The following is a 26,221-nucleotide window of genomic DNA, read 5'->3' as shown; positions in this document are numbered from 1 at the left end:
CGCTGCCCCAGGAACCGGAGGCACACATGGACTTCCGTACCGAGGTGCGCACCTGGCTGGCGGACCACCTCACCGACGCCCCCCACCCCCGCGCGTGGGAACGCGAGTTGGGGAAGGCCGGCTGGATCGGGCTCGGCTGGCCCGGCGCCGACGGCGAGACGTACGGCAACCGCCGCGCCACCCTCGACGAGCAGGTCGTCTGGGCCGAGGAGTACGCCCGCTCCGGCGCCCCCGCCCGGATGGGCCACATCGGGGAGAACCTCCTCGCCCCGACCCTCATCGCGTACGGCACCGAGGAGCAGAAGCGCCGCCACCTGCCCGCCGTGGCCCGGGGTGAGACGCTGTGGTGCCAGGGGTACAGCGAACCGGGCGCCGGGTCCGACCTCGCCGGGGTGCGGACCGCCGCCGTGCCGGACGGGGCCGGCGGGTACGCCGTGACCGGGCAGAAGATCTGGACCTCGCTCGCCCGGGACGCCGACCGGTGCTTCGTCCTCGCCCGCACCGACCCCGCGTCCACGGGCCACCGCGGCCTGTCCTTCCTGCTGATGGAGATGGACCAGCCGGGGCGGATCGAGGTCCGGCCGATCCGGCAGCTCACCGGCACCAGCGAGTTCAACGAGGTCTTCTTCGACGGGGCGCGGGCCGCCGAGGCGGTCGGCGGCGAGGGCGACGGCTGGCGGGTCGCGATGGGGCTGCTCGCGCTGGAGCGCGGTGTGTCCACCCTGGCCCAACAGGTCGGCTTCGCCGCTGAGTTGGACCGGGTCGTCGCCGCCGCCGAGGCGAGCGGGGCCGCCGGGGACCCGGTGGTCAGGGCCCGGATCGTCGCGCTGTGGGCCGAGTTGGACACCATGCGCCGCCACGCCCTGCGCACGCTGGGCGCCACCGGCGACCCGGGAGCGCCGAGCGTGGCGAAGCTCCTGTGGGGCGGCTGGCACCAGCGGCTCGGGGAGGTGGCCGCGGCGGTCGCGGGGGAGGCGGGGGCCGTCGGCCCCGCGCCGTGGTCCGAGGCCCGGCCGTACGAACTCGACGCCGCCCAGCACCTGTTCCTCTTCAGCCGGGCCGACACCGTCTACGGCGGCTCCGACGAGATCCAGCGGAACATCATCGCCGAGCGGGTGCTCGGCCTACCGAGGGAGCCGAGATGAGAGGCGTCGTCTTCGACGGCAGACGGACCGAGGTCGTGGACGACCTTCAGGTGCGCGACCCGGGCCCCGGCGAGGTGCTGGTGGCGATCGCCGCAGCCGGGCTCTGCCACAGCGACCTGTCGGTGGTCGACGGCACGATCCCCTTCCCCGTTCCCGTCGTGCTCGGCCACGAGGGCGCGGGCGTGGTGGAGACGGTCGGGCCCGGCGTCGGCCACGTGCGGCCCGGCGATCACGTCGCCCTGTCCACCCTCGCCAACTGCGGGACCTGCGCCCAGTGCGACCGGGGCAGGCCGACCATGTGCCGGAAGGCGATCGGGCGGCCCGGACGGCCGTTCTCGCGGGGCGGGGAGCCGCTGTTCCAGTTCGCCTCCAACTCCGCCTTCGCGGAACGCACGGTGGTGCGCGCCGTCCAGGCGGTGAGGATCCCGGACGACCTGCCGTTCACCTCGGCCGCCCTGATCGGCTGCGGTGTGCTCACCGGCGTCGGGGCGGTCCTGAACCGGGCCCGGGTCGACCGGGGCGACAGCGTCGTGGTCATCGGCGCCGGCGGCATCGGCCTCAACGTCCTCCAGGGGGCCCGGCTGGCCGGCGCGCTCACCGTCGTCGCCGTCGACAGCAATCCGGCGAAGGAGGCGGTGGCCCGGCGGTTCGGCGCCACGCACTTCCTCGCGAGCGCGGAGGACGTGCGCGGGATCCTGCCCGACGGGGCCGACCACGCCTTCGAGTGCGTCGGCCGCACCGAGTTGATCCGCCAGGCGATCGACCTGCTCGACCGGCACGGCCAGGCGGTGCTGCTGGGCGTGCCGGGGGCGGGCGCGGAGGCGTCGTTCACGGTCTCCTCGATGTACCTGGACAAGGCGATCCTGGGCTGCCGCTACGGCTCCTCGCGCCCGCAGCGCGACATCGCCCTGTACGCCGACCTCTACCGGGAGGGCCGGCTCCTGCTGGACGAGCTGGTGACGGAGACGTACCCGGTGGAGGACTTCGCCAAGGCCGCCGACGACGCTCACCACGGGAGGGTGGCGCGCGGGGTCCTGGTCTTCTGAGCCGGGGCGGGGCGCTGTCGCGTGCGTGCCGTGTCCCGGGTGCGTGACGGAGTCCGGCGGAGGCGGGCCGGCCGGTTCAGCAGGGGCGGTGGCCGCCCGCGCGGGACTCGGCCTCGGTCTCCAGCGCGTCGAGCCACGCCTCCAGTCCCTGCTTCAGGACCTCGGTGGCGTACGGGACGTTCGCGTCCACCTGTGCGCCGGTGTGCGTCTCCTCGGTACGGACCAGCACACCGCCCCTGACCGGGGTGAAGGTCCAGACGTGGACGCCGTCGATGTGCAGCCCCTCGCCCACGGCGGGACCGGTCCACCGGATGCACGAGCCGCGCTCCGACTGCCGCACGGTGGAGGTGATGTCCAGGCTGGTGGCGGGCGTCGCCGGGTTGGGCGGCACCGGGGTGGTCCACCGGAACGCGGTGCCCGGGCGGAACGGGCCGTGGCCGAGGCGCTCCATGGACGTGACGTGGGCCTGCCAGTCCGGCCAGCGCTCGACCTCCGTCTGGAGCTTCCAGACGGTGCTCAGGGGTGCGTCGATCACCGTCTCGGTGCGGGCCCGGACCTTCGCCCGCGCGTCGACCCCCTGACCCTGGCAGGTGAGCGGCTTCGGCGTGCGCGGCACCGCTCCGGCGGGCGCGGCGACGGCGGTGGCGAGGGCGACGGTGAGCAGGGGGACGGTGAACAGGGCGGCGGCGGTACGGGCACGGGACATGGCGGAAGCCTTTCGTTATTGGCTACTGCGTTCGTGACAAGTTCTAACGCATCGCGCGCCAAGGGGTCAATCGCTTTCGTGATACCTTCTAACGAAACTTTGAGTGAGTAGCCGCGAAGGCGAGGGAGGTCGCCGCCCCATGGCGGAGTCAGACGCGAAGGGCGGCGCCGAAGCCGCGGCGAAGGACGCGACGGACGCCTCCGCCGCGACGCCGCGTGCGCGATACCGCGCCCAGGTGCGTGCCGAGGTCAAGGAGCACGCCTGGAAGCAGATCGCGGAGGCCGGCGCCTCCGCCCTCTCCCTCAACGCGATCGCCAAGCAGATGGGCGTCAGCGGCCCCGCGCTCTACCGGTACTTCGCCGGCCGCGACGAGCTGATCACCGAGCTGATCCGGGACGCCTACCGCAGTCTCGCCGACGCCGTCCGCGCGGCGGCCGCCACCGGTGCCGGGGTGCGCCGCCTCGCGCACGTCCTGCGGGGCTGGGCGCTGGCGGACCCCCACCGCTACTTCCTCATCTTCGGTACGCCCGTGCCCGGTTACCACGCGCCCGAGGACATCACCGGCATCTCGCAGGAGATCATGGCCGACCTCCTGGCCGCCTGCGCCGCCCTCGGGCCGGACGCGCCGGGCGAAGGGGCGGGCGGTGCGCGGGCGGGTGCGTCCGTCGCCGAGCCGTCCGCCGCGTTCGACGCGCACATCGCCGGCCACCGCGACTGGGCCGGGGGCCTCGCCGCCCCGCCCGCGGTCCTGCGGCGGGCCCTCGCCTTCTGGACCCGGCTGCACGGCGTGCTCTCGCTGGAGCTGGCCGGCCACTTCGCGGGCATGGGCTTCGACCCCGCCCTGCTGTACGAGGCCGAACTCGACGGCCTGCTCGGCCCCGAGGGCATGCCCGGCGGCTGAGGCGGGACCCGCGAGAACCGCCGCGCCGCGAGATGAGGGCGGGACTCCAGGCGTGCGGCCGGGCGGAGTCCGCCGGCCTGCGGGAGGCGGGCGGTGGATCAGCGCGCCGAGTCCGCCGAGCTGCGGAACGTACGCCGGTAGGCGCTCGGCGGCACACCGAGCGCCGACTGCAGGTGCTGGCGCAGCGAGGTCGCCGTGCCGAAACCCGCGTCCCGGGCCACCTGGTCGATGGACAGGTCCGTCGACTCCAGGAGCTGCCGGGCCCGCTCCACCCGCTGCTGGGTGAGCCACTGGCCGGGGCTGACCCCGACCTCCTCGCGGAAGCGGCGCGTGAACGTCCGTACGCTCATCGCCTCCTGCTCCGCCATGTCCCGCAGCAGGATCGGCCGCTCCAGCCGGGTCAGCGCCCAGGCCCGGGCGGCGGTCGTGGTCGCGAACTGCGGTTCGGGCAGCGGCCGGTGGATGTACTGCGCCTGCCCGCCGTCGCGGTGCGGCGGGACGACGGTCCGGCGGGCGATCTCGTTGGCGACGGAGGCCCCGTGGTCCCGCCGCACCAGATGCAGGCAGAGATCGATCCCGGCCGCGACCCCCGCCGAGGTCAGCACGTCGCCGTCGTCGATGAACAGGACGTCCGGGTCCACCCGGACCTGCGGGAACGTCCGCTGGAAGTGGTCGGCCGCCGACCAGTGCGTGGTGGCGGGGCGGCCGTCGAGGTATCCGGCCGCCGCGAGGACGTAGCTGCCGGTGCAGATGGAGACCATCCGCGTACCGGGCCGGACCAGGGCGAACGCGGCGGCCAGGTCGTCGGGCAGCCGACCCTCCTCGAAGAGCGGGCCCCGCTCGTAGGAGGCGGGCACCACCACCGTGTCGGCGGTGGCGAGCGCCTCGGGCCCGTGCTCCACGAGGATCGAGAAGTCCGCGTCGGTCCGGACCGGGCCCGGCGGGCGGACCGAGCAGGTCACCACGTCGTACAGCTTCCCGGCCGGACGGCCCGGCGCGGCACGGAAGGACCGGCCGAAGATCCGCTGGGGGATGCCGAGTTCGAAGGGGAGCAGCCCGTCGAGCGCCAGGACGACGACGCGGTGCGGCATGACGGCCTCCTCAAGGATCACAGGGATATTCCGTAGTGGTATAGACCAAGAGCTGGTACAGGTTAGCGACGTGATGGAGAAGCCGACAGAGCGCGCGTCCATTCCCGACGCCGCGTGCGACCCCCGTACGTCCCCGACCGCGACCCCGACCCTGCCCTCGACCTCCTCCTCGGCGCCGCCCCCGCTCGGCCCGCAGGTCCTGCCCGCGACTCCGGGGCCGCCCGCGCCGGTGGACCCGCTCACGGAGCTGCCGCCGCTCGACGCGGGCCGGCCCGGGGGTGCGGGGCTCTGGAACCGCAACTTCCGCTACTTCTTCGTGGCCCGTACGGTCGCGCTCTTCGGCGACGGCATGATCCCGGTGGCGCTCACCGCCGGGCTCCTGGGGGCGGGGCGGCCCGCCTCGTCGGTCGGTTTCGCGCTCGCCGCCTGGATGGGGCCGCTCGCGGTGTTCGTGCTGTTCGGCGGGGTCCTCGCGGACCGGTTCACGCCGCGCCGCATGATGATCATCGCCGACGCCCTGCGGCTGGGCGGGGCCTCCGTGCTGGCCGTCGCCTTCGCGACCGGCAACCCGCCGCTGTGGGCGGTGTACGCGCTCAGCTCGGTGGCCGGCGTCGGCGCCGCGCTCTTCCAGCCCGGCGTGGCCTCGACCGTGCCGCGCGTCTCCACCGACGTCCAGCGCGCCAACGCCGTCCTGCGGGTCTCCGAGGCGCTGATGACGATGGCGGGCCCGGCGTTCGCGGGGGCGCTCGTGGGGATCGCCAGCGCCGGGGCGGTCTACGCGGCGAACGCGACGACCTTCGCCGTCTCCGGGATCTGCCTCTTCCTGATGCGGCTCGCCCCGGCCCCGCACGACGACGCCGTGCGCGGCACCTTTGTCGCCGAACTGGCGGACGGATGGCGGGAGTTCCGAGCCCGCTCCTGGCTGTGGGGGGTGATCGCGGTCTGGACCGTGTACGGCTTCGCGGTGCTCGGCCCGATGCTCCCGCTGACCGCCGTCCTGGTCACCGAGGGACACGGCTCGGGGGCGTACGGGATGCTCATGGCGGTCAACGGGGCGGGCAGCGTCGTCGGTGGCCTCCTCGCCCTGCGGCTGCGCCCGTCGCACCCGCTGGCGGCGGGGGCGGTCGCGCTGCCGCTGGTGGCGGTGAGCCTGGTGGTGCTGGCGCTGGGCATGCCGCTCCCGGTCCTGGCCGCCGGGCAGCTCCTGGCGGGCGGGGCGGCCGCGTTCTGGCTGGTGATGTGGTCCACGACGGTCCAGACGCACGTCCCGCCGGAGGCCCTGAACCGGCTGCACGCCTACGACGTGGCGGGCTCGCTCCTGATGGTCGCGGCGGGCCGCGCGCTGGCCGGCCCGGTCGCCGAGGCGGTGGGCGCGCCGGAGCTGCTGGTGGCGGCGGCCGTGATCAACATGGGCGTGGTGGCGGTGCTGTTGGGCGCCCGGCCGATCCGCGGCCTCAGGCGGGCGGGCCTCGCGTGAGGGACGGCCGTACGGCCCCGGGGCGGGGCCGGGTGCGGGTGCTCGCGGCGGTGGCGGCCGTCGTCACCGTCGCGGCGGGCCTCGCCGTGCGCGCCGGGGCGGACGGGGCCGTCGCCAAGTACGCCGGGAGCGCGCTCTACACGGTGCTGCTCTGCGCCCTCGTCGTGCTCTGCGCACCCCGCGCCCGGCCCCTCACGGCGGCCGCCACCGCCCTGGCCCTGAGCTGGGCGGTGGAGTTCGCGCAGCTCACCGACGTACCGGCCCGGTTGTCGGCGGACAGCACGGAGGCCCGGCTCGTCCTCGGCTCGACCTTCAACGCGCCCGACCTGTTCTGGTACGCGGTGGGCGCGGCCGGCGCGTGGGCGGTGCTCCGGGTTTCCGGGCCCCGGGGTTGATCCGGCCTCCCGGAGGCGGGCCAGGTGAACGGGGCGGTGGCCCGATTCCTGCGAACCGAGTCCGTCCGGCCACTCGTGGCGTCCGTCGCGGGCCGAGAAGCTGATGCCCGTGACCGAGACCATCGAGAGCGCCACCCAGGACCACCGGCCGCCGTCCTCCTCCTCCGACGGGCGGCGCCGGCCCCGTATCCACCGGGCGTGGATCGTCGCGGCCGTCACCTTCGTGACGATCATCGGCGGCGCGGCCTTCAACTCCCTGCCCGGCCTGCTGATCAACCCGCTGCACGACGAGTTCGGCTGGTCCCGGGGCGAGATCGGGCTGGCGGTCTCCATCAACATGGCCCTGTACGGGCTGACCGCGCCGTTCGCCGCCGCGCTCATGGACCGGTTCGGCATCCGGCGGGTCGTGGCGAGCGCGCTGACCCTGGTGGCGGCCGGGGCGCTGGCCAGTGTCTGGATGACGGCGTCCTGGCAGCTGATGCTGTACTGGGGCCTGCTGGCCGGCCTCGGCACCGGGTCGATGGCGATGGCCTTCGCCGCGACGGTCACCCACCGCTGGTTCGTGGCCCGCCGCGGTCTGGTCACCGGCCTGCTCACCGCCGCCGGGGCCTCCGGGCAGCTCGTCTTCCTCCCGTTCTGCGCCTGGATCATCGAGGAGCACGGGTGGCGGCCCGCCTCGGTCACCACCGCACTCGCCGCGCTGGTCGTCGTCCCGTTCGTCTGGCTACTGATGCGCGACCACCCCGCCGACGTGGGGCTCGCCCCGTACGGCGGTCCGTACACGGCGAAGCCCGCACCCGCCCGGGGCGCCGCCCGCCGGACGGTGCGGGTGCTGCTCGACGCCGCTCGCACCGGGCCGTTCTGGCTGCTGGCCGGGACCTTCGCGATCTGCGGGGCCTCCACCAACGGCCTGATCCGCACGCACTTCGTCCCCTCTGCCCACGACCACGGCATGCCCATCACGGTGGCGGCCTCGCTGCTCGCGGTCATCGGGGTCTTCGACGTGATCGGCACGGTCTTCTCCGGCTGGCTCACCGACCGGTTCGAGGCGCGTCGGCTGCTCGCCGTCTACTACGCGCTGCGCGGGGTCTCCCTGCTCTTCCTGCCGCTGCTGATGGCCCCGGACGTACGGCCCCCGATGATCTTCTTCATCGTGTTCTATGGCCTCGACTGGGTGGCCACGGTGCCGCCGACCCTGGCGCTCTGCCGCGAGCAGTACGGCGAGGACAGCGCGATCGTCTTCGGCTGGGTGCTGGCCTCCCACCAGGTCGGCGCGGCCGTCGTCGCGTTCCTCGGCGGGGTGGCGCGGGACGTGTTCGGCGGCTACGACGTGGTCTGGTACGCCTCGGGGGCGCTGTGCGCGGTGGCCGCGCTGATGGCGCTGGTGATCCGGCGGACCCGGCGGCCGGACGGCGCGGTCAGCGGGTGACGGCCGGGTGGCGGGCCGGGTGGCCCGGGGCTGACCGGCCCGGTGGCCGGACGGCGCGGTCAGCGGGTGAAGCGGCCGAACGCGCCCCGGTGGAAGAGCAGCGGCTCACCCTCCTCCGCGGCGCCCAGCGCCTCCACCCGGCCGACCACGATGAGGTGGTCGCCGCCGGTGTGCACGGCGTGGACGCGACAGTCGATCCAGGCGGGTACGGAGTCCAGCAGCGGCGAACCGGTCGCCGGGGCGTCCGCGTAACCGACCCCCGCGAACTTGTCCGCCCCGCTGACCGCGAACCCCCGGCACAGCGCGCCCTGTTCGGCCCCCAGGATGTTCACGCAGAACGCCCCGGCGCGGGCGATGCGCGGCCAGGTCGTCGACGTACGGGCGACCATGAACGACACCAGCGGCGGATCGAGCGAGAGCGAGGCGAAGGACTGGCAGGCGAAGCCCGCCGGGCCGTCCGCGTCCCGCGCGGTGACGACCGTGACGCCGCTGGCGAAGTGGCCCAGCACGCGCCGGAACTCCTCCGGGGCGACCGGCAGCCGCTCGTCGTCCCGGACGGCTCTCAGGTCCGGCCGGGGCAGCGCCTCCGGAGGCGTCCCGGGCCCGGTCGTCGTGGCGGCGCCGACGGACCTGAGGTACCGGACGGCGGTGGCGGCCATGCCTGCGTGTCCCATCACGCCTCCCATGAGAGCTGACGTGCCGTCAGATGTAAAGGCCCGTCGCCCTCAGCATCCCCGGTACCGCGGCGCGCGGCGCTCGACGAAGGACGCCACGCCCTCGTTGGCGTCGCGCGTGGTCATGTTGGTCTCCTGGGCCGCCGCCTCGGCCGCGAACGCCGCGGACCGGTCGCTGTCCGCCGAGGCGTTCACCAACTGCTTGGTCAGGGCGAGGGCCCGGGTGGGACCGGCCGCCAGCCGCTTCGCCCACTCCCCGGCCAGGGCCGGCAACTCCTCGGGCGGCACGGCCCGGTTGACCAGGCCGATCCGTTCGGCCTCCGCCGCCGGCAGGGCGTCCCCGAAGAACATCAGCTCCTTCGCCCGGTGCGGCCCCACCAGCCGGGGCAGCAGATACGCGCCGCCGCCGTCCGGGACCAGGCCCCGGCGGACGAAGACCTCGATGAAGACCGCCGTGTCCGCCGCCAGCACCAGATCGCAGGCGAACGCCAGATGCGCGCCGATCCCGGCCGCCGTCCCGTTGACGGCGGCGATCACCGGCTTCTCGCAGTCCAGCACGGCGGCGATCAACCGCTGCGCGCCGAGCCGGATCGTCCGGGCGACGTCCCCCGCGACCCGCTCGCGCGCCGGGGCCGGAGCCCCGCGCAGATCCGCGCCCGCACAGAAGCCGCGCCCGGTGGCGGTGAGCACGACGGCCCGTACGGCGGGGTCGGCGGACGCCTCGGCGAGCAGCGCGATGACGCGTTCCCGCTGGTCCCAGGTCAGGGCGTTCATGGCTTCGGGCCGGTCGAGGGTGATCCACGCGACGCCGCCGTCGAGGCGGTGCAGCACGGTGGTCCGCCCGGCGTCCGGCGCCGCCGGGTCCGACGATCCCCCGGTGTCCCGGGCCGCCGGGCCCCGGACACCGGTGTCCCGGGCCGCCGTGCTCGACGCCCCGGCGTCCCCGGCCGCCGCCGCCTCCCCGCTCACCGGCACACCGCCAGCGCGTCCAGGGCCACCGCGCCCTGGCCCCGGCCCAGGACCACCAGCGGGTTGACGTCCAGCTCGGTCAGGTCGTCGCCCAGCTCCAGGGCCATCCGCTGCACCCGCAGCACCACCTCCACGAGCGCGTCCACATCGACCGGAGGGCCGCCGCGCACCCCCTCCAGCAGGGCCCGGCCGCGCAGCTCGCCCAGCATGTCCCGGGCGTCCCGCTCACCGAACGGCGGAACCCGGACCGCCGTGTCGTGCAGCACCTCCACCAGCACCCCGCCCAGGCCCACCGTGACGGTCGGGCCGAATAGGGCGTCGTGGGTCACGCCGACCATCATCTCGACGCCCCGGTCGATCATCTGGCAGACCAGGACGCCGTCCAGGTCCACCGACTCGTGCCGGGCGATGTCGGTCAACTCCCGGTAGGCGTCACGGACCTGGCTGGCCGAGGTGAGCCCGACCTTCACCAGGCCCAGCTCCGTCTTGTGGGCGAGCCGGGGGCCGGACGCCTTCATCACCACCGGGTAGCCGACCGGGCCCGCCGCCCGCACCGCGCCCGCCGCGCTCGTCACCAACTGCTCGCGCGGCACCCGGATCCCGTACGCCCGCAGCAGTTGCTTCGCCGCGTGCTCGCTGAGCTGCTGCCCCGGCCGCAACAGGTTCTGCGCCTTGCGGAACGACGGCGACGGAGTGCGCGGCGCCTCCTCGAAGGGGGAGCGGTAGCGGTCGGTGAAGCGGTGGTGGTCCAGGTACGCCTTCACGGCGGTGACGCAGTTGCGCGCCGTACGGAACGTGGCGAGCCGCGACGAGCCGAGCAGGGTGGTGCGGTAGGCGTCCTCGGTGCCGACCGGGGAGCCCCAGACCACGCAGACCAGCTTGTCGGTGGCCTCCGCCGCGTCCGCCAGGTCCTGGGCGAGCCGGTCGCTCATCGGCGGGAACGGGCCCGTGATCGGGCAGATCAGCACCCCGATCGCCGGGTCCGCGAGAATCGCGTCGATGATCTTCCGGCCGCGCTCGTCGCCGACCGGGTGGCCGCCGTTGTCGACGGGGTTGGCGACGTTCAGGAACTCCGGTATCCAGGTGTGCAGTTCGGCCTGCTTCCCGGACGAGAGCGTGGGCAGCGAGAGCCCGGCCGCCGTCGCCAGGTCCGCGAAGTGCGCACCGGTGCCGCCGGAGATCGAGTACACCGCGACACCCTCGGCGCGGGGTGGCCTGGCCCGCGCCAACAGGGCCGCGGTGTCCTGGAGTTCGTCCAGGCCGTCCACCCGCACCACGCCGAACTGCCGCATCGCGGCGTCCACCACCCGGTCCGCCCCGGTGAGCTTGCCGGTGTGCGAGGCGGCGGCCTCGGAGCCGGCCTCGGTGCGCCCCACCTTCACGGCGACGACGGGGACCTTGGCGCGGGCGGCGTGGTCGGCGGCGAGCAGGAAGGCGCGGCCGTCCTTGAGCCCCTCCAGGTAGCAGGCGACGGCCCCGACCTCGGGGAGCCGGGCGAAGTACGCGAGGAAGTCGGCGGTCTCCAGGTCGGCCTCGTTGCCCGTGGGGGCCCAGTGCGAGAGCCGGATGCCCAGCTCCTGGAGGGCGTGGAGCGGGCGGCCCTGGTGCCCGGACTGGGTGATCAGGGCGATGGCGGGCCCCTCCAGATCGTCCCGGAACCGCTCGAAGGCGTTCAGGTTGGTGTTCGGCCCGAGCAGTCGCAGCCCGGACCGCTCCACGGCCGCCGCCAGCCGGGCCTGGGCGGCAGCGCCCGCCTCCCCGGTCTCGGCGAACCCGGAGGCGAAGGCGACGGCGAAGGGCACCTTGGCCTCGCCCAGCTCCTCGATCACCGGGAGCGGGTCCGCGACCAGCAGCACCGCGAGGTCGACCGGCTCGGGCAGCTCGGCGACCGAGGGCACGCACGCCCGGCCGAACACGGCGGCCCGGGTGGGGTGCACCGGATGGAGCCGGGCTCCGACCCGTTCGGCCCAGGCGACGAGCTGCCGGGTGATGCCGGTGTTGGGGCGGCCCTCGGCGTCGGACGCCCCGACGACGGCCACCGAGCGGGGCCGGAAGAAGCGGTCCAGGTCGGGCACGGGCAGGTGCAACGGCCGCCCGCTGACGTCGAGGCCGCCGGGCGCCGAGGCGGCCGGCAGGCTGACGACGGCGGCGTGCGGCTCCTCGCCGCAGGCGACCACCCGGGCGCGGAAGTCGGTGGTGAGGGTGCCGTGAGTCGATCCAAGCATCGTTCCGCCCACTCCTGCTCGATGGCCCGCCGGTGAGCGGGCGGGCCGGGCCGGTTAGCTAGCTGACACTGCGTCAGGTTACTGAACTGACGCCCCGTCAGGAATAAGCGTGCAGGCAAAGTCCGGCAGGCGTGCGGCATGAGGTCCGGCGGACGAGGGCCGGGGCGGGCGGTGGGCGTCTCGCGCGGGTCGGCCGCTGCCCCGCAGAGAGTCGCACTCCCGTTCGAGTGTTATCATGAGAGGGCAGGGAAGAGAGTAAGTCGGTTGTATCGCAACGCACTTGATGTTGCGTCAGTCGCATGCTAAGCTTGAGTTGTACTCAGGGGGCGTTTCGCGCACCCCACATGTAGGGCCCTCCAGACGTCACTCGTATGCCTGAGGCCCTTTTTGCATGCCTAAATGAATGATGACCACGTGCCCCCCGGTGGCCGCCGGGGGGTTTTCGCGTCTCAGGAGGTCCTTTTTCGACTTATTTGTGCCCCTAGCGCTCCTGTGTCGAACCATGTGCTCGGCACCACGATGTCTCGCCGTACCGAACGCCCCTCCGTGCCTTGACGGGTTCAGGAGGACGCCACGCGCCGCCGACCCGTCCACCGCGTCGGGGCGCCTGTTTTCCATCATCGCCACAGCCCTACCCCCGTGCGCCCTGAACCGGGGCGCATACCAACAGAATTGAGGATATATGTCGCAGCAGACCAACCCCACCGAACCGAACACCCGCTTGGTGATTGCGCTCATCGGCGCGGCCGTCGTCGGCCTCGTCGCCGTGAGTCACCCGACGTTGATTCCCGCTTTGACCGTGGCCTTCGCCGCGTTCATGGCGCTCGCCGCCGTTCTCAAGGTGTGAGCCCGGGGCGCGGTGCCCGGGGCTCGCCCCCACCTGCCACGGGGTGCCCGCGAGGGCGCCCCGGAGGGCGACCCGGCAGCCGGCCCGGGGCGCCCGTGGGGGAGCCCCGGACGCTCGGACATCCCCTCCGGACGCTGAGCCATGGGCGGTGGTGCGCCCCTCGCGTGAGGCTGGAGCCATGACGCGTACAGAGAATTCCGCAGACACGACCCCCGCCCCGGCCTCCGTGCGGGGCCCCGTCCTGGTGACCGGGGGGACCGGCAAGACCGGCCGCCGGGTGGTGGACCGGCTCCGCGAGCTGGGGGTGGAGACCCGGGCGGCCTCGCGGTCCGGGGAGACCCGGTTCGACTGGGCCGATCCCGCCACCTGGGGGCCCGCCCTGGACGGGGCCGCCGCCGTCTACATCGTTCCGCTCGACACCTCTCCCTCCCCGACCACCGCCTTCGTCGAGCAGGCCGTGGCGAGCGGAGTGCGGCGGCTGGTGCTGCTCTCGGCCCGGGGCGTGGACGTGCCCGGCTACTTCGGTGACGGCCACGAGGTCGGCGGACCGCACGGCGAGGGCGAGCGGGCCCTGCGCGCCTCCGGGGTGGAGTGGACGATCCTGCGGCCGGGCTGGTTCGCCCAGAACTTCAGCGAGGGCGTCTTCCTCGACAGCGTCCGGGCCGGGGAGCTGGCCCTGCCCACCGGTGACGGGAAGGCCGCCTTCGTGGACGCCGACGACATCGCGGCGGTCGCGGTCGCAGCGCTCACCGAGGACGGTCACGCGGGACAGGAGTACGGGCTCTCGGGCCCGCGCGCCCTGGGCATGGCCGACGTCCTGGACGAGATCGCGAAGGCGACCGGGAAGCGCGCCGCGTACGTGCCCGTCGAGGCGTCCGTCTTCCGGGCCGGGCTCGTCGCGGACCAGGGCTTCACGGACGAGGAGGCCGGCCTCTGGACCGACGCCCTGATCCCGATCACGACGAGCCGGGAGGCGCCCGTACTGGACGGGGTGCGGCGGGCGCTGGGCCGGGAGCCGCGCGACTTCACGGACTTCGTCCGGGACGCGGCGGCCCGGGGCGCCTGGGGCTGAGGGGAGTGGGGGAGGGGGCGTCAGGGCCCGGCGGGCCGCCTCACCCCGCCGGCGCCTTCGCCGCCGCTCCCGCCCCCGCCGCCCCTGCCTCCGACCCCGCGTCCGCCGTCGCCGTCCCGCGTCGCCGGAACGCGGTCGGGCTCTCGCCGCGCAGCCGTTTGAACGCCGCGCTGAAGCCGAACGCGTCCGCGTACCCGACCCGGCGGGCCACCGCCGCGACCGTCAGCTCCGGGCGGGTCAGCAGGTCGGCAGCCAGCGTCATCCGCCACTCGGCCAGGTAGGCCACCGGGCCGTCCCCGACCAGCTCGGTGAACCGCTTCGCCAGCGTCGTCCGGGACACCCCCGCCCGGCGCGCCAGCTCCGCCGTCGTCCAGGGGTGCGCCGGGTCCTCGTGCATCGCCCGCAGGGCCGGGCCCGCCACCGCGTCCCCGAGCGCCCCGTACCAGCCGGGCGGGTCCGCCTCGGGCCGGTCGAACCAGTCCCGCAGCGTGCACACCAGCAACCAGTCGAGCAGCCGGTCCAGCACGATCTGGTCGCCCGGCCTGCCCCGGCCGATCTCCGCCTCCAGGTAGTCGCGCATGGCCGCGCAGTCCATCTCGTCGGGGACCACGAGCGCCGGCGGAAGCGCCCGCAGGAGCCGCTGCGGCACCTGGGCCCGTACGTCGTAGGTGGCGGCCAGCAGCACGGTGGGGCAGTCGAACTCGGGGTTGCCGTCCGTGGCGGTGGCGGTGGCGGTGGCGGTGTCCAGGACGGTCGCGGGGCGCGCGCCGTCCCGGAGGCGTCCCCAGTGCACCTCCCGGACGCCTCCGTACGGCTCCGACCCCGGCTCCGTACGGCCGACCCCACCGCCCGACTCCGTACGGCCCGCGCCCGACTCCGTACGGCCGGGTCCCGCACCGCGCGCCCGCGTCCCCGGGCCGTCCGGCGCGCGGCTTCCGCCGCCCGGGTCGTCGGTGAAGACGAAGGGGGCCGGGCCCCGGACGATCGCGCCCTCGCCGACCTCCACCCGCAGCGGCTCGCCGCCCTCCGGCACGATCCACCCCGCGCCCCGCAGCGGCAGGCACAGGGTCAGATACGCCCCGTCCGTGAACCGCAGCGACCACGGCGCGGTCAGCACCGACCGTCCGAACACCGCGCCCCTGCCCCGCACGCCCCGCAACAGCTCGTCGAACACGTCCATGCCGCCCAGCCTAGGCAGGGCGGCACGGGTACGGGGCAGCCGCTCGGCGCGCGTCGCCGGACATCGCCGAACGTCGCCCCGTACAGCGTTACTTGGCGTGCGCGAGCTGTCCCACCCGGTAGCCGCCCGCCGGCTGCTGGAGGATGACGTTCAGCCGGTTGAAGGTGTTGATCAGCGCGATCAGCGAGACCAGGGCGAGGAGTTGCTCCTCGTCGTAGTGCTCGGCCGCCCTCGCCCAGACGTCGTCCGGGACCCCGCCCGCCGCGTCCGCGATGCGGGTGCCCTGCTCCGTCAGCTCCAGCGCCGCGCGCTCGGCGTCGGTGAAGACGGTGGCCTCCCGCCAGGCGGCGACCAGGTGGAGGCGCAGCGAGGTCTCCCCGGCCGCCGCGGCCTCCTTCGTGTGCATGTCCAGGCAGCCGCCGCAGCCGTTGATCTGGCTGGCGCGGATCTTCACCAGCTCCTGCGTCGCGACGGGCAGCCCCGTCGCCTCGACCACCTTTCCGGCGGCGACCAGGTGCTTGACCAGCTTTCCCGTGACCGGGCTGGCGAGGGCGTCGAGTCGGGCGTTCATGGTGTGCTCCTCCGCGGTGTCGTCCGTTGCCGTACACCCACCTGACCGAACAGCCCGCCGCGATCTGACACCCCCGGGAGGTGACGGCCGCCACACCCCGGAGCGGGAGGTGTCAGCGGTGGCTCAGCACGTTGACCACCCGGCCGTCGGGGTCCCGGACGAAGAACCGCCGTACGCCCCACTCCTCGTCCTGGAGCGGATGGACGATCTCCGCGCCGCTCTCCCGTACGACGGCGTACACCGCGTCCACGTCGTCCACCTCGACGCTCAGGTCGGGTACGACGGGCCCGGTCAGGTCGCGGGTCATGAAGCTGACCTGGTCCCGGGGGCTCGACGGCGAGGCGACCGTGGAGATCCAGCCGAGGTTCATGACCTCCTCGAAGCCGAGCAGACCGTAGAAGTTCCGGTTCTCCTCGACCGCCTCGGTGCGGAGGTTGGGCACGACACGGCGGATGGTCATCGTCGACTCCCTGGGGTGGTGGGGCGGTGGCGCGGCGGGGCGTGAAGCGGGGCGGTGCGGCGTGAGGCCGGAAGGGGGCGCGGCTGCCGTGCCGGGTTCCCTCGCCGTACGGGCTTGCGGCACCGAACGTACGGGGTCGGGGCCACGGCATCAACGCGCCGCTCTGGCCTCCGCCTTCGCGATCCGCTTGGCCACCTTCCGGGCGATCTTCTCGGCGTCCCGGGCCATCTCGCGGAGCATCCCGCTGATCGGGTTGGTGAACCCGGTGAAGTAGAGCCCCGGGGCCGCCTTGGGCGTGCGCCCGCCGTGGACGGCCGGGCGGCCCCGGCCGTCCAGGACGCCGAGGTGGCCGAGCAGCGGTTCCAGGGCCCGGTCGTAGCCGGTGGCGGCGATGACGGTGTCCGGGGTGAGCCGGGTCCCGTCCGCCAGGACCACCGTGTCCCCGTCGAACGAGGCGACCGCCGCCACCGGGATCACCCGGCCGGAGCGGACCGCGGCGATCAGCCCCACGTCCTGGACCGGGATCGCGCCCTGGCGGGCCCGGGACGCCAGCCCGCTGTCGGGGCGCGGGAGGCCCTGCGCGCTCAGGTCGGGCACGGCTATCCGGGACAGCACGGCCGCCGCGCGGTCCACGAGCCGTACCGGCAGGCGGCGGACCAGGATGCCGGTGGCCTGGGCCGGCCAGCCCGCGGTGGAGCGGCGCACGATGTGCGGGGCGGTGCGCACGGCGATCCGCACCCGGGAGGCGCCGCCCTCCGCCAGGTCCGCCGCGATCTCCGCGCCCGTGTTGCCGACGCCGACGACGAGGACGTCCCGGTCCGCGTACGGGGCCGGGTTGCGGTACCGCGCGGCGTGCAGGAGTTCGCCCGTGTACGTGTCGCGGCCCGGCCAGTCGGGGACGCGCGGAGTGTGGTTGAAGCCGGTGGCGACGACGACCGCGCGACCGCGCAGGACCCGGCCGCCCGTCGCGGTGAGCTGCCAGTCGCCGGAGCCGTCGGGCGCCGGGTCGACGCGGGTGACCTCGACGCCGGTCACCACCTCCAGCTCGTGGTGCTCGGTGTACTTCTCCAGGTACCGCACCAGATCGTCCCGGCCCACCCAACGGCCGAACCTGCGCGGCATCTTCAGCCCCGGCAGCGCCGACCAGCGGCGGGTGGTGTGCAGGTGCAGCCGGTCGTAGTGGCCGCGCCAGGACGCCCCGACCCGGTCCGCCTTCTCCAGGACCACCACCCGTACGCCCCGGGCGCGCAGCGCGGCCGCGGCGGCGAGGCCCCCGGGACCGCCGCCGACGACGTAGACGGGACGGTCGTCCGTGCGGTCGGTGAGGGCGACGGCACGACTGCCTGCGGAGGAGGGGGTTTTGGGCATGGTTCGGAGCGTAATCGTCCGCTCTGTTGATGGGTCTCGGTCAAGAGGGAAATCGATTGCGAATTGATCACGAGGCGGTGGGCCGCGAGGTCCGGCTCCGGTCGAGGTGCTCGCCGCCACGACCCCGCGCGCCGTACGCCCGACGTGGCTTCCGGGGTGCGGGAGGCGGTGCCGAGGAGGGTGCGGACCTCTTGCGCGGGCGGCCTCCGTCCGGTGAACTGACGTACCGTCAGAAACAAGCGTGCGGAGGTCCGATGCAGACGATCTGGCTCGGCGGAGCGGAATGGCTGGCAGTCCTGCGTATCGGCCTCGGCCTGTGGTGGCTGGAGAGCTGGCGGCACAAGGACAGGAAGGGCTGGTTCGAACGCGGTATGGGGATCGCGTGGGCGGCCGACATCGCGGGCAAGCACCGCTGGGAGGTGGTGCGCACCGGCTTCCGCCGGGTCGTCGAGCCCCGCCCGAAGCTGATCGCGTACGTCGTCGTCCACGCCGAACTCGCCCTGGGCCTCGGCCTGGTGGCCGGGTTCCTGACCCCGGTCGCCCTCGTCGCCGGGCTGGTCCTCAACCTGCTCTACCTGGTGCTGATGATCCACGACTGGGCCGAGCAGGGGCAGAACGCGATGATGGCGCTGATCTCGCTGGTCGCCCTGTTCGCGATGGCCTGGCAGACCTGGTCGCTGGACGCGGCGCTGGGACTGTTCCGGTGAGCGCGGACCGGACGGCCGCCGCCCCCCGCTTCGACCTCCCGGAGCCGGACGCCTTCACCCGCCCCTACTGGGACGCGGCGGCGGAGGGCCGGCTGCTGATCCGCCGCTGCGCCGGGTGCGGCCGGGCGCACCACTACCCGCGCGAGTTCTGCCCGTACTGCTGGAGCGAGGACGTCGCCTGGGAGCGCGCGAGCGGTGAGGCGACCCTCTACACCTGGTCCGTCGTCCACCGCAACGACCTGCCGCCCTTCGGGGACCGCGTCCCGTACGTCGCGGCCGTCGTCGACCTCGCCGAGGGCCCCCGGATGATGACGGAGATCGTGGGGTGCGCGCACGAGGCGCTGCGGATCGGCATGCGGCTGACGGTCGCGTTCCGGGGAGGGGAACCGGAGGCCGGGGAAGCGGTGGCGGTCTTCCGTCCGGGATGCTGAACCCGCTGGGGGCTCGCGTCGCAGTCACTCCCGACCGGCTGAAGTCCGATGACAGCGAGAACGAGGGCGGCGCGTGGGTGGAGGCCGCCGCACACCGTCCACATCCGCGGCTCCGGGGTCACCGCTGGCCCCGGCTCCGCCGTCGCCCTGGCGACCCGGTCCGCGTTCCCGGACCACGCCACTGTCAGCGGGCCCGTAGCCCCAGGGTGAGGCGGGCCGGGAGCAGCGTCGTCCTCACGTCCGGCAGCGGGTCCATGTGGTCCACGGTGAAGCGGAACCGGGCCACGAGGGTGGACAGGACGGTGGCCAGCTCCAGGTCGGCCAGCGCCTTGCCGACGCACCAGCGGCTGCCGATGCCGTACGGGAGGTACTCCCCCGCGGTCGGCTGGAGCGACGCCCAGCGGTGCGGGCGAAACGTCAGGGGGTCGGTGAACACCGGTGCGGTGCGGTGCACGACGTACGGCGAGATCATGACCGCCGCACCCGCCGGTACGCTCCACCCGCCGCAGTTCTGCTCGCCGTTGGCCGTACGCAGGATCAGCCAGTTGGGCGGCCACAGGCGCAGCGATTCGGCGATCGTCCAGCGCAGGATGTCCGGCACGGCTGTGCCGTCCGGGTTCACGGCGGCGGCGCACTCCTCGGAGACCTCCGGCTCGCGGGCCAGCGCCACCAAGGCCCAGGTGACGGCGGCTGCCGGGACCCGGTAGGAGGCCAGGCCGTTGGAGACCAGCATGCGTACGGTTGCCTCGGCGTCCAGTCCGGCGGCGGCCAGTGCGTCGACGAGCCCGCCCTCGCCCGGCCCGTCGAGCACCCGTCGCAGCTCCGCCTCCAGGTTCTTCTGCGCGCTGACCGAGCGGCGGTAGCGGGGCAGGAAGCGGCGGACGGCGGGCGGGAAATGGAACGGGCTGCTGATCAGCGGGGTCAGCGCGTTCAGCAGGTCGCCGGTGCGCGGGGCGGCGGATCCGGCGTCGCGGGTGCCGAAGCAGAAGCGGGCGAAGGAGCGGGCGGAGAGCAGTTCCAGTTCGGCGACGGGGTCGGCGACGGAGGGGCGGGCCCGCCACCGGTCGCACAGCCGTTCGGTCTCCTCGGTCAGCCAGGCCCGGTGGGCCTCCAGCGCCGGGGGCGACATGCCTTTCTGAGTGGCGCGCCGGCCCCGCATCCACGCCTCGGTGGCCGGGTCGCCGCGCACTCCGCTGACCTCGTCGCGCCGGATGTTGCCGGTGACGAGGAAGTCGGTGTTGGTGCGGCGGAGGACGTCGTGGACGGCGGCCGGGTCGTTCACCAGGACGGTGCCCTCGGTCAGCTCCACCACCGGGCCGTGCCGTTCGACCGAGGCCAGGAGATGGCCGAGGCGGTCCTTCTCGTACTGCTCCATCAGCCCGGCCTGGGTCGCTCCCGCGGAGACCGGGGGCCGGGGCATGGTCTGTTCGGTCAACGTGACACCCCTGGATCGGAGAACGGCCCGGTCCCGACAGGCGGGGCCGGGCCGTCCGTCAAGCCTGACGTGCTGCGGGTGTTACGGGATCCAGGGGTAGGCCCCGGCGGCTCCCTTGGTCGTGAAGCCGAGCTTGCTCGCGGCCTTGTACAGCATGCGCTTGGCCATCGGACGCCTCCTCTGTCACGGGGAACAGCAACGGTCTGAGGCATAGCCAAAGGGTGCTGTTGATAAACAGAGTTACGGGAAAAGTTTCAACAACTCACCATCACGGCAGAAAAGTTGACGGGATAAAGTGGCCGGGCGATCCGAACGGTCCCGTCCGAACCCGTCAGGGGGAGCTGTTGTGACGGAACCGGCCGCAGTCGATCTCCTCGACATCGATCCGGATTTCGGTTCCGATCCGTATCGCGCCTATGCCGTGCTGCGGGCCAGAGGGCCTGTTCACGAGATCCGTGCGGGGGAGAAGGACCGGTTCTGGCTCGTCGTCGGCCATGACGCCTGCCGGGAGGCGCTCACCGACCCCCGGCTCAGCCGTGACTGGCCGCGCAACGGGCACCTGGCCACCGGTCTCGAAGCCCCGCCCGCCACCGACGGCCCCGGCAACGCCCACATGCTGCTGAGCGATCCGCCGGACCACACCCGGTTGCGGCGGCTGGTCGCCCGCGCCTTCACCCCGCGCCGCGTCGCCGCTCTCGTCCCGCACATCCAGGACGTCACCGACGCGCTGGTGACCGCCATGCTCGCCGCAGAGGACCGCCGAGCCGACCTCGTGGAAGCGCTGGCCTACCCGCTGCGGATGACCGTCATCTGCGAACTGCTCGGCATTCCGGACCTGGACCGGGACGCCTTCCGGGGGTGGTCCGACGAGATCACCGCACCCACCGGCGCCGAGGCGGCGCGGGCGGCGCAGGCGGAGGCGGTGCCGTATCTCGGCGGGCTGATCGCCGCCAAGCGAGCGGCACCGGCGGACGACCTGCTCAGCGACCTGATCCACACGGTCGACGAGGGCGGGGACCGGATGAGCGAGGACGAGTTGCTCTCGACGGCGCTCCTGCTGCTCCTGGCCGGGCACGAGTCCACGGTGAACTTCCTGTGCAAGGGCGTCCGCGCGCTCTTCGCCCACCCCGACCAGTTCGCCCTCCTCCGCAGCGACCTGGACGCCCTCGTGGAGGGTGCGGTGGAGGAGATGCTGCGCTACGACGCCCCGGTGGAGACCGCGCCGCCGCGTGTGGCCGTGGAGCCGGTGGAGATCGGCGGCCGGCACGTGCCCGCGGGTGCCGTGGTCCTGATCGTCCTGGGGGACGCCGGCCGGGACCCGGCCCGCTTCACCGCACCGGGCCGCTTCGACATCCGCCGTACGGGGACCGGGGACCGGGGCCACCTGGCGTTCGGTCACGGTGTCCACTACTGCCTGGGCGCCCCGCTCGCGCGCCTCGAAGGGCGCATCGTCTTCCGTACCCTCCTCTCCCGCTGCCCGACGCTCGGCCCGGACGGGAGGTCGGGGGGCCGGTTCTCCGGGCTCTTCGCCCAGGGGGAGCGGAAGGTTCCGGTCCGCTGGTGAGGCGCCGTGCGGCTGCCTCAGGGGCTCACAGCCCCGGCGCCCCCCACACCGGGAACCACCGGGACAGGTCCTTCTCCACGCGGAGGTCGTCGCCGAGGGCGCCGCGGACCTGGAGTTCGCGTGGGTTGTCGCGCTTCTCCGCGTCGCCGGGGAGCGGGGCGAACGGGTAGAACGTGCCGCGCTTGTAGAGGTAGACCAGCGCCAGCGACCGGCCGTCCGCCGGGTGGCGGAAGCCGATCAGCGAGCAGAGCAGGTGCGGGCCGAAGCCGCCGTCCTGGAGGAGCGTGTTCACCGCGTGCAGGTCGTTGACCAGGCTCGCCGTGTCGTCGGCCGGGTGGGTGGCCAGGAGCCAGGTGTAGCCGTACGCGTCCCGGCTGAACTCCACCGGGATGCCGCCGCGCTCCGTGTCCGCGTCCAGCAGCTCCCGTACGTCCTCCTGGAGCCGGGCGAAACCGCCGCCCTCCACGCCTGCGAAGCAGACCGAGCCCCGCCCGGTCGGGGTGAAGCCGGTGGCGGCCTGGAGGGTGAGGGCGGCGGACGGGACGGCGAAGAGCTGGTCGAGGTCGGGGCGGACCGGTTTGCTCCGGCCCAGGATCGCGTCGAGCAGGCCCACGGGCTTCACTCCTCCAAGGCTCGATGGTGCGGACGGTTCAGCGGGACAGGTCGGTGGAGATGCGGGAGAGCTGGTCCAGGCGCTGTTCCAGCGTCGGGTGCGTGGAGAACATCCGCCCCAGCGACTCCTTCGCCGAGAACGCCGGCAGGAAGTAGAAAGCGTTGTACGGCTCCGCCTTCCGCAGGTCCTCCGTCGGGATGCGGGCCATCTGCCCGCTGACCTTCGTCAGGGCCGAGGCGAGCGCCGAGGGGCGCCCGGTGAGCAGGGCGGCGGCCCGGTCGGCGGACAGCTCGCGGTAGCGGGAGAGCAGCCGGGTCAGCAGGAAGCTGATCGCGTAGACGACGGCGCTGATCAGCGGGATGAGCAGGAGCAGGATGCCGGCCGGGTCGTTCCCCGGCCGGCTGCGGGCGAACCCGCCCCACAGGGCGATCCGGGTGATGATGCCCGCCAGCACGCCGAGGAACGAGGCGATCGTCATGACCGCGACGTCCCGGTGCGTGACGTGCGACATCTCGTGGGCGAGGACCCCTTCCAGCTCCTCCGGCTCCAGCCGGCGCAGCAGTCCCGTCGTCGCGCACACCAGGGCGGTCTTCTCGCTGCGGCCGGTGGCGAACGCGTTCGGTACGTCGCTCTCGGCGATGGCGACCCGGGGCTTCGGCATGTCCGCCAGGGCGCAGATGCGGTCGATGGTGCCGTGCAGCTCGGGGGCCTGTTCGGGGGTGACCTCGCGAGCCCCCATCCCGTAGGCGGCGATCCGGTCGCTGAACCAGAACTGGGCGACGAACATGCCGCCCGTGATGATCAGGATGATCGGCCAGGAGCCCCGCAGGGCCGCGAGGAGCACGCCCACGAAGACGACGTAGAGCAGGCCGATCAGGAACATGGTGGTGACCATGCGGCCGGTCAGGCCCCGGTCCGGGGCATAGCGCGAACGGGCTCGTGGCATCGGTGCCTCCCAACAGCTCACCTCTCACCTGCCTCCCATAGTGCCCCTTTCTTGTTGAAACCGGGTTAAGTGACTGGGCCGGGCCGTTCAGGGCCAGAGCAGCTCGCGGGTCCAGCCGACGCCCGCCGCCCCGCCCCCGGCCCTGCCCCTGCCCCTGTCCCCGTCTCCGTCCCCGGCGCGGCGGTAGCGCAGCCGGATGTGCCGGCGCCGGGCGTCGCCCTGGAAGAACTCCACCTCGGCCGGCTCGACCACGTACCGGGTCCAGGTCGGGGCCTCCGCATCCGGTTCCGCCGTCGCCCGCTCCCAGGCCGCGTCCGCCGCCCGGTGCAGCTCCGCCACCGATCCGACGACCTCGCTCTGCGCCCCGGTCAGGGCCGCGGCGAGCGCCCCCGTGGACCGGGCGTGCAGGTCGGCGTGGCTCTCGGCGGGCGTGCAGCGGACGACCGGGCCCCGCACCCGTACCTGCCGGCCTTGCGCGGGCCAGTAGAAGCCGAGGGCCGCGTGCGGGTGGGCGGCGAGCTGGTGGCCCTTGGCGCTGGTGGCGTGGGTGGCGAAGTGGAAGCCGCGCTCGTCCGCGCCGTGCAGGAGCAGCGTGCGGACGTCGGGCAGGCCCTCGGCGTCCACCGTGGCCAGGGACATCGCGTGCGGCTCGGTCTGCCCGGCGGCCACGGCCTCGGCGAACCAGGCGTGGAAGAGGGGGAGAGGGGCGGGCGGGGCCGGCTCCGGATCGAAGGCGGGCAGCTCGGTGTCCCAGACGCGCTGGGCGTGCAGGAGGTCGTCGAAGGCGGCGGGGAGGACGGGCTCCGTGTGGACGCTCATCAGGCCATTGGACCGCACGGGGTCGGGGAAAGGTGCGTAGCACGCTGAGACACGCCGCGCTACGATGAGGAGATGAAGACCATCACGCAGAGGGAGTTCCGCAACAAGTCCGCCGAGGTCATGGACGCCGTGGAGGCGGGGGAGACCTTTCACATCACCCGGAACGGCGTAGAGGTCGCTGAATTGCGCCCGCTCAACCGCAAGCGACAGCTTGGCGCGGAGGAACTCGTGGCTCGCCACCGTCGACTGCCGCAGGTGGACAGCGGCCTGCTGCGCCGTGAGGCGGACGAGTTCCTGGGCACGGAGGACCGGGTCGGTGACGACGATGCGTGGGGGCGCGACGGTGGCTGAGCGGCACCGCACGGGAGTGCTTGACACCTGTACGTACATCGACCTCGGCTTGCTGGAGCCGGAGCGGCTGCCCATGCTGCCCGCCCTGACGGCGGTCTCCCTGGCCGAACTCCAGCAGGGTGTGGCCATGGCCAGGGACCCGCTGGTCCGGGCGGCCCGGATGGAGAAGCTGGGCGCGGCCGTGGCGGACTTCGAACCGCTGCCCTTCGACGGGGACGCCGCCGCACGGTACGGAACCCTTGCCGCTCTCGTTGTCGCGGCCCGGCGCGACCCCCGGCCGCGCCGTATGGACCTGATGATCGCGTCCATCGCATCGGTCCGGGGCCTGCCGCTTTTCACCCGCAACCCCGACGACTTCAAGGGACTGGAGCACTCGGTCACCGTCATCGGGCTGTGAAGTCGAGGCCCCGGCCCCTACTCCGCCCGCCTTGGCACGCGCTCGCCCCCGCTCACCCCCGCCCCAGCACCACCGTCCCCGACGAGCAGAACCAGCCGCCCGTCCCCGACGCCACCGCCAGCTCCGGGAGGCGGTCCCCGGCCTTGCGGACCTGGCGAGCCCCCGCCTCGCCGCGCAGTTGCCGGACCGCTTCCACCAGCAGGAACAGCCCGCGCATCCCGGGGTGGCAGGCGGAGAGGCCGCCGCCGTCCGTGTTCACCGGGAGCTCGCCGCGCAGACCGGTGCGGCCCTTCTCCACGAACGCGCCGCCTTCGCCCTTGGCGCAGAACCCCAGGTCCTCCAAGGTCACCAGCGTCATGTACGTGAACGCGTCATAGATCTCCGCCAGATCGACATCGGCAGGTCCCACCCCGGCCCGCTCGAACGCGAGGCGGCCGGACACGGCGGCCGGGGAGACCGTGAAGTCCTCCCACTCGGACATCGTGGCGTGGGAGGTGTGCTCCCCGGTGCCGAGCACCCACACCGGAGCCTTCGCCGTGTCCGGTACGTACTCCTCGGCGGCCAGGAGCACCGCGCACCCCCCGTCGCTGCGGACGCAGCAGTGCAGCTTGGTGAACGGGTCCGCGATCATCGGTCCCGCCAGCACCTCGTCCACCGTGACCGGCTCCCGGAACATCGCCTCCGGGTTCGCCGCCGCGTTCGCCCGCGCCGTCACCGCCACCTCCGCGAGCTGCTCCAGCGTCGTGCCGTACTGGTGCATGTGGCGGCGGGCGGCCATCGCGTACTTGGCGATCAGGCTGTGGCCGTACGGCACTTCGAACTGGAGCGGGCCCCGCGCCCCGAAGGACAGGTTCGACGTGCGGCGGCCCGCCCTGATGTCGGCCCGCGCCGTCGAGCCGTACACCAGGAGCACCGCGCGCGCCCGCCCCGCCGCGACGGCGTCCGCCGCGTGGGCGGCCATCACCTCCCAGGTGGCCCCGCCCACCGCCGTCGAGTCGATCCAGGTGGGCCGCAGCCCCAGGTACTCGGCGACCTCCACCGGGGCGAGGGCCCCGAGCCCGGCGGAGGCGAAGCCGTCCACGACCGAGCGGTCGAGGCCGGAGTCGGCGAGGGCGCGGCGGGCGGCCTGGGCGTGCAGGGCGTACGGGGTGGCGTCGTCGACGCGACCGCAGTCCGCGAGCGCCACACCGACGACGGCGACCCGGCGGGGGCGGGAGGAGGAGGCTCGGGGGGCAGAGGTCATGAAATCTGACGGTACATCAGATAGTGGTTGCCGCAACCCTGTGGGCCCGTAGTCCCGCAAGCCCGAAGTGCGTGCCCCCCGTGGCTCCTCGGCTCCGCGATGCCGTGACCTCGTACGCCTGACGGTCGCGCCGCCCGTTGCTGCGCGCATCTGTGAAAT

Annotated in this window: 27 protein-coding genes; 13 read left to right on the top strand and 14 right to left on the bottom strand. The window is 73.9% G+C overall.

Annotated elements, in window-relative coordinates; translation table 11 throughout:
• Positions 1 to 26 precede the first annotated feature (26 nt).
• Both IF19_RS0118325 and IF19_RS0118320 read left to right on the top strand, forming a co-directional pair.
• Positions 27 to 1,145, top strand: coding sequence for an acyl-CoA dehydrogenase family protein (locus IF19_RS0118325; protein WP_078580655.1), 1,119 nt, complete (start codon positions 27 to 29; stop codon positions 1,143 to 1,145).
• Entirely contained in the window at positions 1,142 to 2,191 is a 1,050-nt protein-coding gene (locus IF19_RS0118320) for a Zn-dependent alcohol dehydrogenase (protein WP_030277602.1), read from the top strand. The genes IF19_RS0118325 and IF19_RS0118320 overlap by 4 nt, the downstream gene beginning before the upstream one ends.
• A 76-nt stretch (positions 2,192 to 2,267) precedes the next feature.
• Here IF19_RS0118320 and IF19_RS0118315 read toward each other — a convergent pair whose 3' ends face one another.
• Positions 2,268 to 2,897 (bottom strand): SRPBCC family protein, encoded by a 630-nt coding sequence (locus tag IF19_RS0118315; protein WP_030113008.1) that lies wholly within the window; start codon positions 2,895 to 2,897, stop codon positions 2,268 to 2,270.
• Between the two features lie 139 nt (positions 2,898 to 3,036).
• On the opposite strand from IF19_RS0118315, the gene IF19_RS0118310 reads away from it, so the two are divergent.
• Positions 3,037 to 3,798 (top strand): TetR/AcrR family transcriptional regulator, encoded by a 762-nt coding sequence (locus tag IF19_RS0118310; RefSeq protein ID WP_050493961.1) that lies wholly within the window; start codon positions 3,037 to 3,039, stop codon positions 3,796 to 3,798.
• 98 nt (positions 3,799 to 3,896) lie between these two features.
• On the opposite strand, the gene IF19_RS0118305 is transcribed toward IF19_RS0118310, so the two are convergent.
• On the bottom strand, positions 3,897 to 4,889 hold the full coding sequence (locus IF19_RS0118305) for a GlxA family transcriptional regulator (protein WP_030196562.1): 993 nt from the start codon (positions 4,887 to 4,889) through the stop codon (positions 3,897 to 3,899).
• Between the two features lie 73 nt (positions 4,890 to 4,962).
• On the opposite strand from IF19_RS0118305, the gene IF19_RS0118300 reads away from it, so the two are divergent.
• The 3 genes from IF19_RS0118300 (at position 4,963) to IF19_RS0118290 (ending at position 8,190) form a co-directional block, all read left to right on the top strand.
• The gene (locus tag IF19_RS0118300) at positions 4,963 to 6,366 is read left to right on the top strand and encodes an MFS transporter (RefSeq protein WP_030277598.1); all 1,404 of its coding nucleotides are present in this window, start codon (positions 4,963 to 4,965) and stop codon (positions 6,364 to 6,366) included.
• Entirely contained in the window at positions 6,363 to 6,761 is a 399-nt protein-coding gene (locus tag IF19_RS0118295; RefSeq protein ID WP_030113002.1) for a ribosomal maturation YjgA family protein, read from the top strand. Before IF19_RS0118300 ends, IF19_RS0118295 begins: the two co-directional genes overlap by 4 nt.
• 109 nt (positions 6,762 to 6,870) lie before the next feature.
• Positions 6,871 to 8,190: an MFS transporter gene (locus IF19_RS0118290; RefSeq protein ID WP_030113001.1), complete on the top strand. Its 1,320-nt coding sequence runs from the start codon at positions 6,871 to 6,873 to the stop codon at positions 8,188 to 8,190.
• Positions 8,191 to 8,249: 59 nt separating this feature from the next.
• On the opposite strand, the gene IF19_RS0118285 is transcribed toward IF19_RS0118290, so the two are convergent.
• The 3 genes from IF19_RS0118285 to IF19_RS0118275 all read right to left on the bottom strand — a co-directional run bounded on the left by IF19_RS0118285 (position 8,250) and on the right by IF19_RS0118275 (position 12,058).
• Positions 8,250 to 8,849, bottom strand: a complete 600-nt coding sequence (locus IF19_RS0118285) for a flavin reductase family protein (RefSeq protein WP_030113000.1) — start codon at positions 8,847 to 8,849, stop codon at positions 8,250 to 8,252.
• Positions 8,850 to 8,915: 66 nt separating this feature from the next.
• Positions 8,916 to 9,839, bottom strand: a complete 924-nt coding sequence (locus IF19_RS0118280) for an enoyl-CoA hydratase/isomerase family protein (RefSeq protein ID WP_030112999.1) — start codon at positions 9,837 to 9,839, stop codon at positions 8,916 to 8,918.
• A complete protein-coding gene (locus IF19_RS0118275) occupies positions 9,830 to 12,058 on the bottom strand; it encodes an acetate--CoA ligase family protein (protein WP_030277596.1) in 2,229 nt (742 codons plus the stop codon). Before IF19_RS0118275 ends, IF19_RS0118280 begins: the two co-directional genes overlap by 10 nt.
• A 682-nt stretch (positions 12,059 to 12,740) precedes the next feature.
• Between IF19_RS0118275 and IF19_RS1000000137700 the strand changes: the two genes are divergently transcribed.
• Complete coding sequence (locus IF19_RS1000000137700) at positions 12,741 to 12,905, top strand: hypothetical protein (RefSeq protein ID WP_156095444.1); 165 nt, start codon at positions 12,741 to 12,743, stop codon at positions 12,903 to 12,905.
• A 178-nt stretch (positions 12,906 to 13,083) separates the two neighbouring features.
• Positions 13,084 to 13,977: an NAD(P)H-binding protein gene (locus tag IF19_RS0118265; RefSeq protein WP_030729461.1), complete on the top strand. Its 894-nt coding sequence runs from the start codon at positions 13,084 to 13,086 to the stop codon at positions 13,975 to 13,977.
• 40 nt (positions 13,978 to 14,017) lie between these two features.
• Here IF19_RS0118265 and IF19_RS0118260 read toward each other — a convergent pair whose 3' ends face one another.
• The 4 genes from IF19_RS0118260 to IF19_RS0118245 form a co-directional block, all read right to left on the bottom strand.
• Positions 14,018 to 15,157, bottom strand: a complete 1,140-nt coding sequence (locus IF19_RS0118260) for an AraC family transcriptional regulator (protein WP_030112995.1) — start codon at positions 15,155 to 15,157, stop codon at positions 14,018 to 14,020.
• An 88-nt stretch (positions 15,158 to 15,245) separates the two neighbouring features.
• Complete coding sequence (locus IF19_RS0118255; protein WP_030277595.1) at positions 15,246 to 15,728, bottom strand: carboxymuconolactone decarboxylase family protein; 483 nt, start codon at positions 15,726 to 15,728, stop codon at positions 15,246 to 15,248.
• A 112-nt stretch (positions 15,729 to 15,840) separates the two neighbouring features.
• Complete coding sequence (locus IF19_RS0118250) at positions 15,841 to 16,188, bottom strand: VOC family protein (protein WP_030120900.1); 348 nt, start codon at positions 16,186 to 16,188, stop codon at positions 15,841 to 15,843.
• A 150-nt stretch (positions 16,189 to 16,338) separates the two neighbouring features.
• Positions 16,339 to 17,556 carry a flavin-containing monooxygenase gene (locus tag IF19_RS0118245; protein WP_030277593.1) on the bottom strand — a complete coding sequence of 406 codons (1,218 nt, stop codon included), beginning with the start codon at positions 17,554 to 17,556 and terminating at the stop codon, positions 16,339 to 16,341.
• 254 nt (positions 17,557 to 17,810) lie between these two features.
• On the opposite strand from IF19_RS0118245, the gene IF19_RS0118240 reads away from it, so the two are divergent.
• Both IF19_RS0118240 and IF19_RS0118235 read left to right on the top strand, forming a co-directional pair.
• Complete coding sequence (locus IF19_RS0118240; protein WP_030112989.1) at positions 17,811 to 18,263, top strand: hypothetical protein; 453 nt, start codon at positions 17,811 to 17,813, stop codon at positions 18,261 to 18,263.
• Positions 18,260 to 18,694 carry a Zn-ribbon domain-containing OB-fold protein gene (locus tag IF19_RS0118235; RefSeq protein WP_030112988.1) on the top strand — a complete coding sequence of 145 codons (435 nt, stop codon included), beginning with the start codon at positions 18,260 to 18,262 and terminating at the stop codon, positions 18,692 to 18,694. The genes IF19_RS0118240 and IF19_RS0118235 overlap by 4 nt, the downstream gene beginning before the upstream one ends.
• A gap of 184 nt (positions 18,695 to 18,878) precedes the next feature.
• Here IF19_RS0118235 and IF19_RS0118230 read toward each other — a convergent pair whose 3' ends face one another.
• Positions 18,879 to 20,129: a cytochrome P450 gene (locus IF19_RS0118230; RefSeq protein WP_136975139.1), complete on the bottom strand. Its 1,251-nt coding sequence runs from the start codon at positions 20,127 to 20,129 to the stop codon at positions 18,879 to 18,881.
• 346 nt (positions 20,130 to 20,475) lie between these two features.
• Between IF19_RS0118230 and IF19_RS0118220 the strand changes: the two genes are divergently transcribed.
• Entirely contained in the window at positions 20,476 to 21,693 is a 1,218-nt protein-coding gene (locus tag IF19_RS0118220; RefSeq protein ID WP_030112986.1) for a cytochrome P450 family protein, read from the top strand.
• Between the two features lie 25 nt (positions 21,694 to 21,718).
• Here the strand turns inward: IF19_RS0118220 and pspAB are convergent, their stop codons facing one another.
• From pspAB to IF19_RS0118205, 3 genes are all read right to left on the bottom strand, one after another.
• Positions 21,719 to 22,306 carry a PspA-associated protein PspAB gene (gene pspAB, locus IF19_RS0118215; protein WP_030112985.1) on the bottom strand — a complete coding sequence of 196 codons (588 nt, stop codon included), beginning with the start codon at positions 22,304 to 22,306 and terminating at the stop codon, positions 21,719 to 21,721.
• Between the two features lie 37 nt (positions 22,307 to 22,343).
• Positions 22,344 to 23,252: a zinc metalloprotease HtpX gene (gene htpX, locus IF19_RS0118210; protein WP_030112984.1), complete on the bottom strand. Its 909-nt coding sequence runs from the start codon at positions 23,250 to 23,252 to the stop codon at positions 22,344 to 22,346.
• Positions 23,253 to 23,339: 87 nt separating this feature from the next.
• Positions 23,340 to 24,071, bottom strand: a complete 732-nt coding sequence (locus IF19_RS0118205; protein WP_032748338.1) for a pyridoxine/pyridoxamine 5'-phosphate oxidase — start codon at positions 24,069 to 24,071, stop codon at positions 23,340 to 23,342.
• A gap of 72 nt (positions 24,072 to 24,143) precedes the next feature.
• Here IF19_RS0118205 and IF19_RS0118200 point away from each other — a divergent pair, with 72 nt between their 5' ends.
• Together IF19_RS0118200 and IF19_RS0118195 are read left to right on the top strand one after the other, a co-directional pair.
• The gene (locus IF19_RS0118200) at positions 24,144 to 24,422 is read left to right on the top strand and encodes a type II toxin-antitoxin system Phd/YefM family antitoxin (protein WP_030112982.1); all 279 of its coding nucleotides are present in this window, start codon (positions 24,144 to 24,146) and stop codon (positions 24,420 to 24,422) included.
• A 16-nt stretch (positions 24,423 to 24,438) separates the two neighbouring features.
• Positions 24,439 to 24,819 (top strand): PIN domain-containing protein, encoded by a 381-nt coding sequence (locus IF19_RS0118195; protein WP_229320073.1) that lies wholly within the window; start codon positions 24,439 to 24,441, stop codon positions 24,817 to 24,819.
• 52 nt (positions 24,820 to 24,871) lie between these two features.
• Here IF19_RS0118195 and IF19_RS0118190 read toward each other — a convergent pair whose 3' ends face one another.
• Positions 24,872 to 26,062, bottom strand: a complete 1,191-nt coding sequence (locus tag IF19_RS0118190) for a thiolase C-terminal domain-containing protein (RefSeq protein WP_030112980.1) — start codon at positions 26,060 to 26,062, stop codon at positions 24,872 to 24,874.
• Positions 26,063 to 26,221: the final 159 nt, after the last annotated feature.

Source organism: Streptomyces californicus (assembly GCF_000717645.1).
In the GTDB taxonomy this organism is placed as follows: Bacteria; Actinomycetota; Actinomycetes; order Streptomycetales; family Streptomycetaceae; genus Streptomyces; species Streptomyces californicus.
Note: the sequence above shows the minus strand (reverse complement) of the source record. Positions and strands in the feature narration are given on the sequence as shown.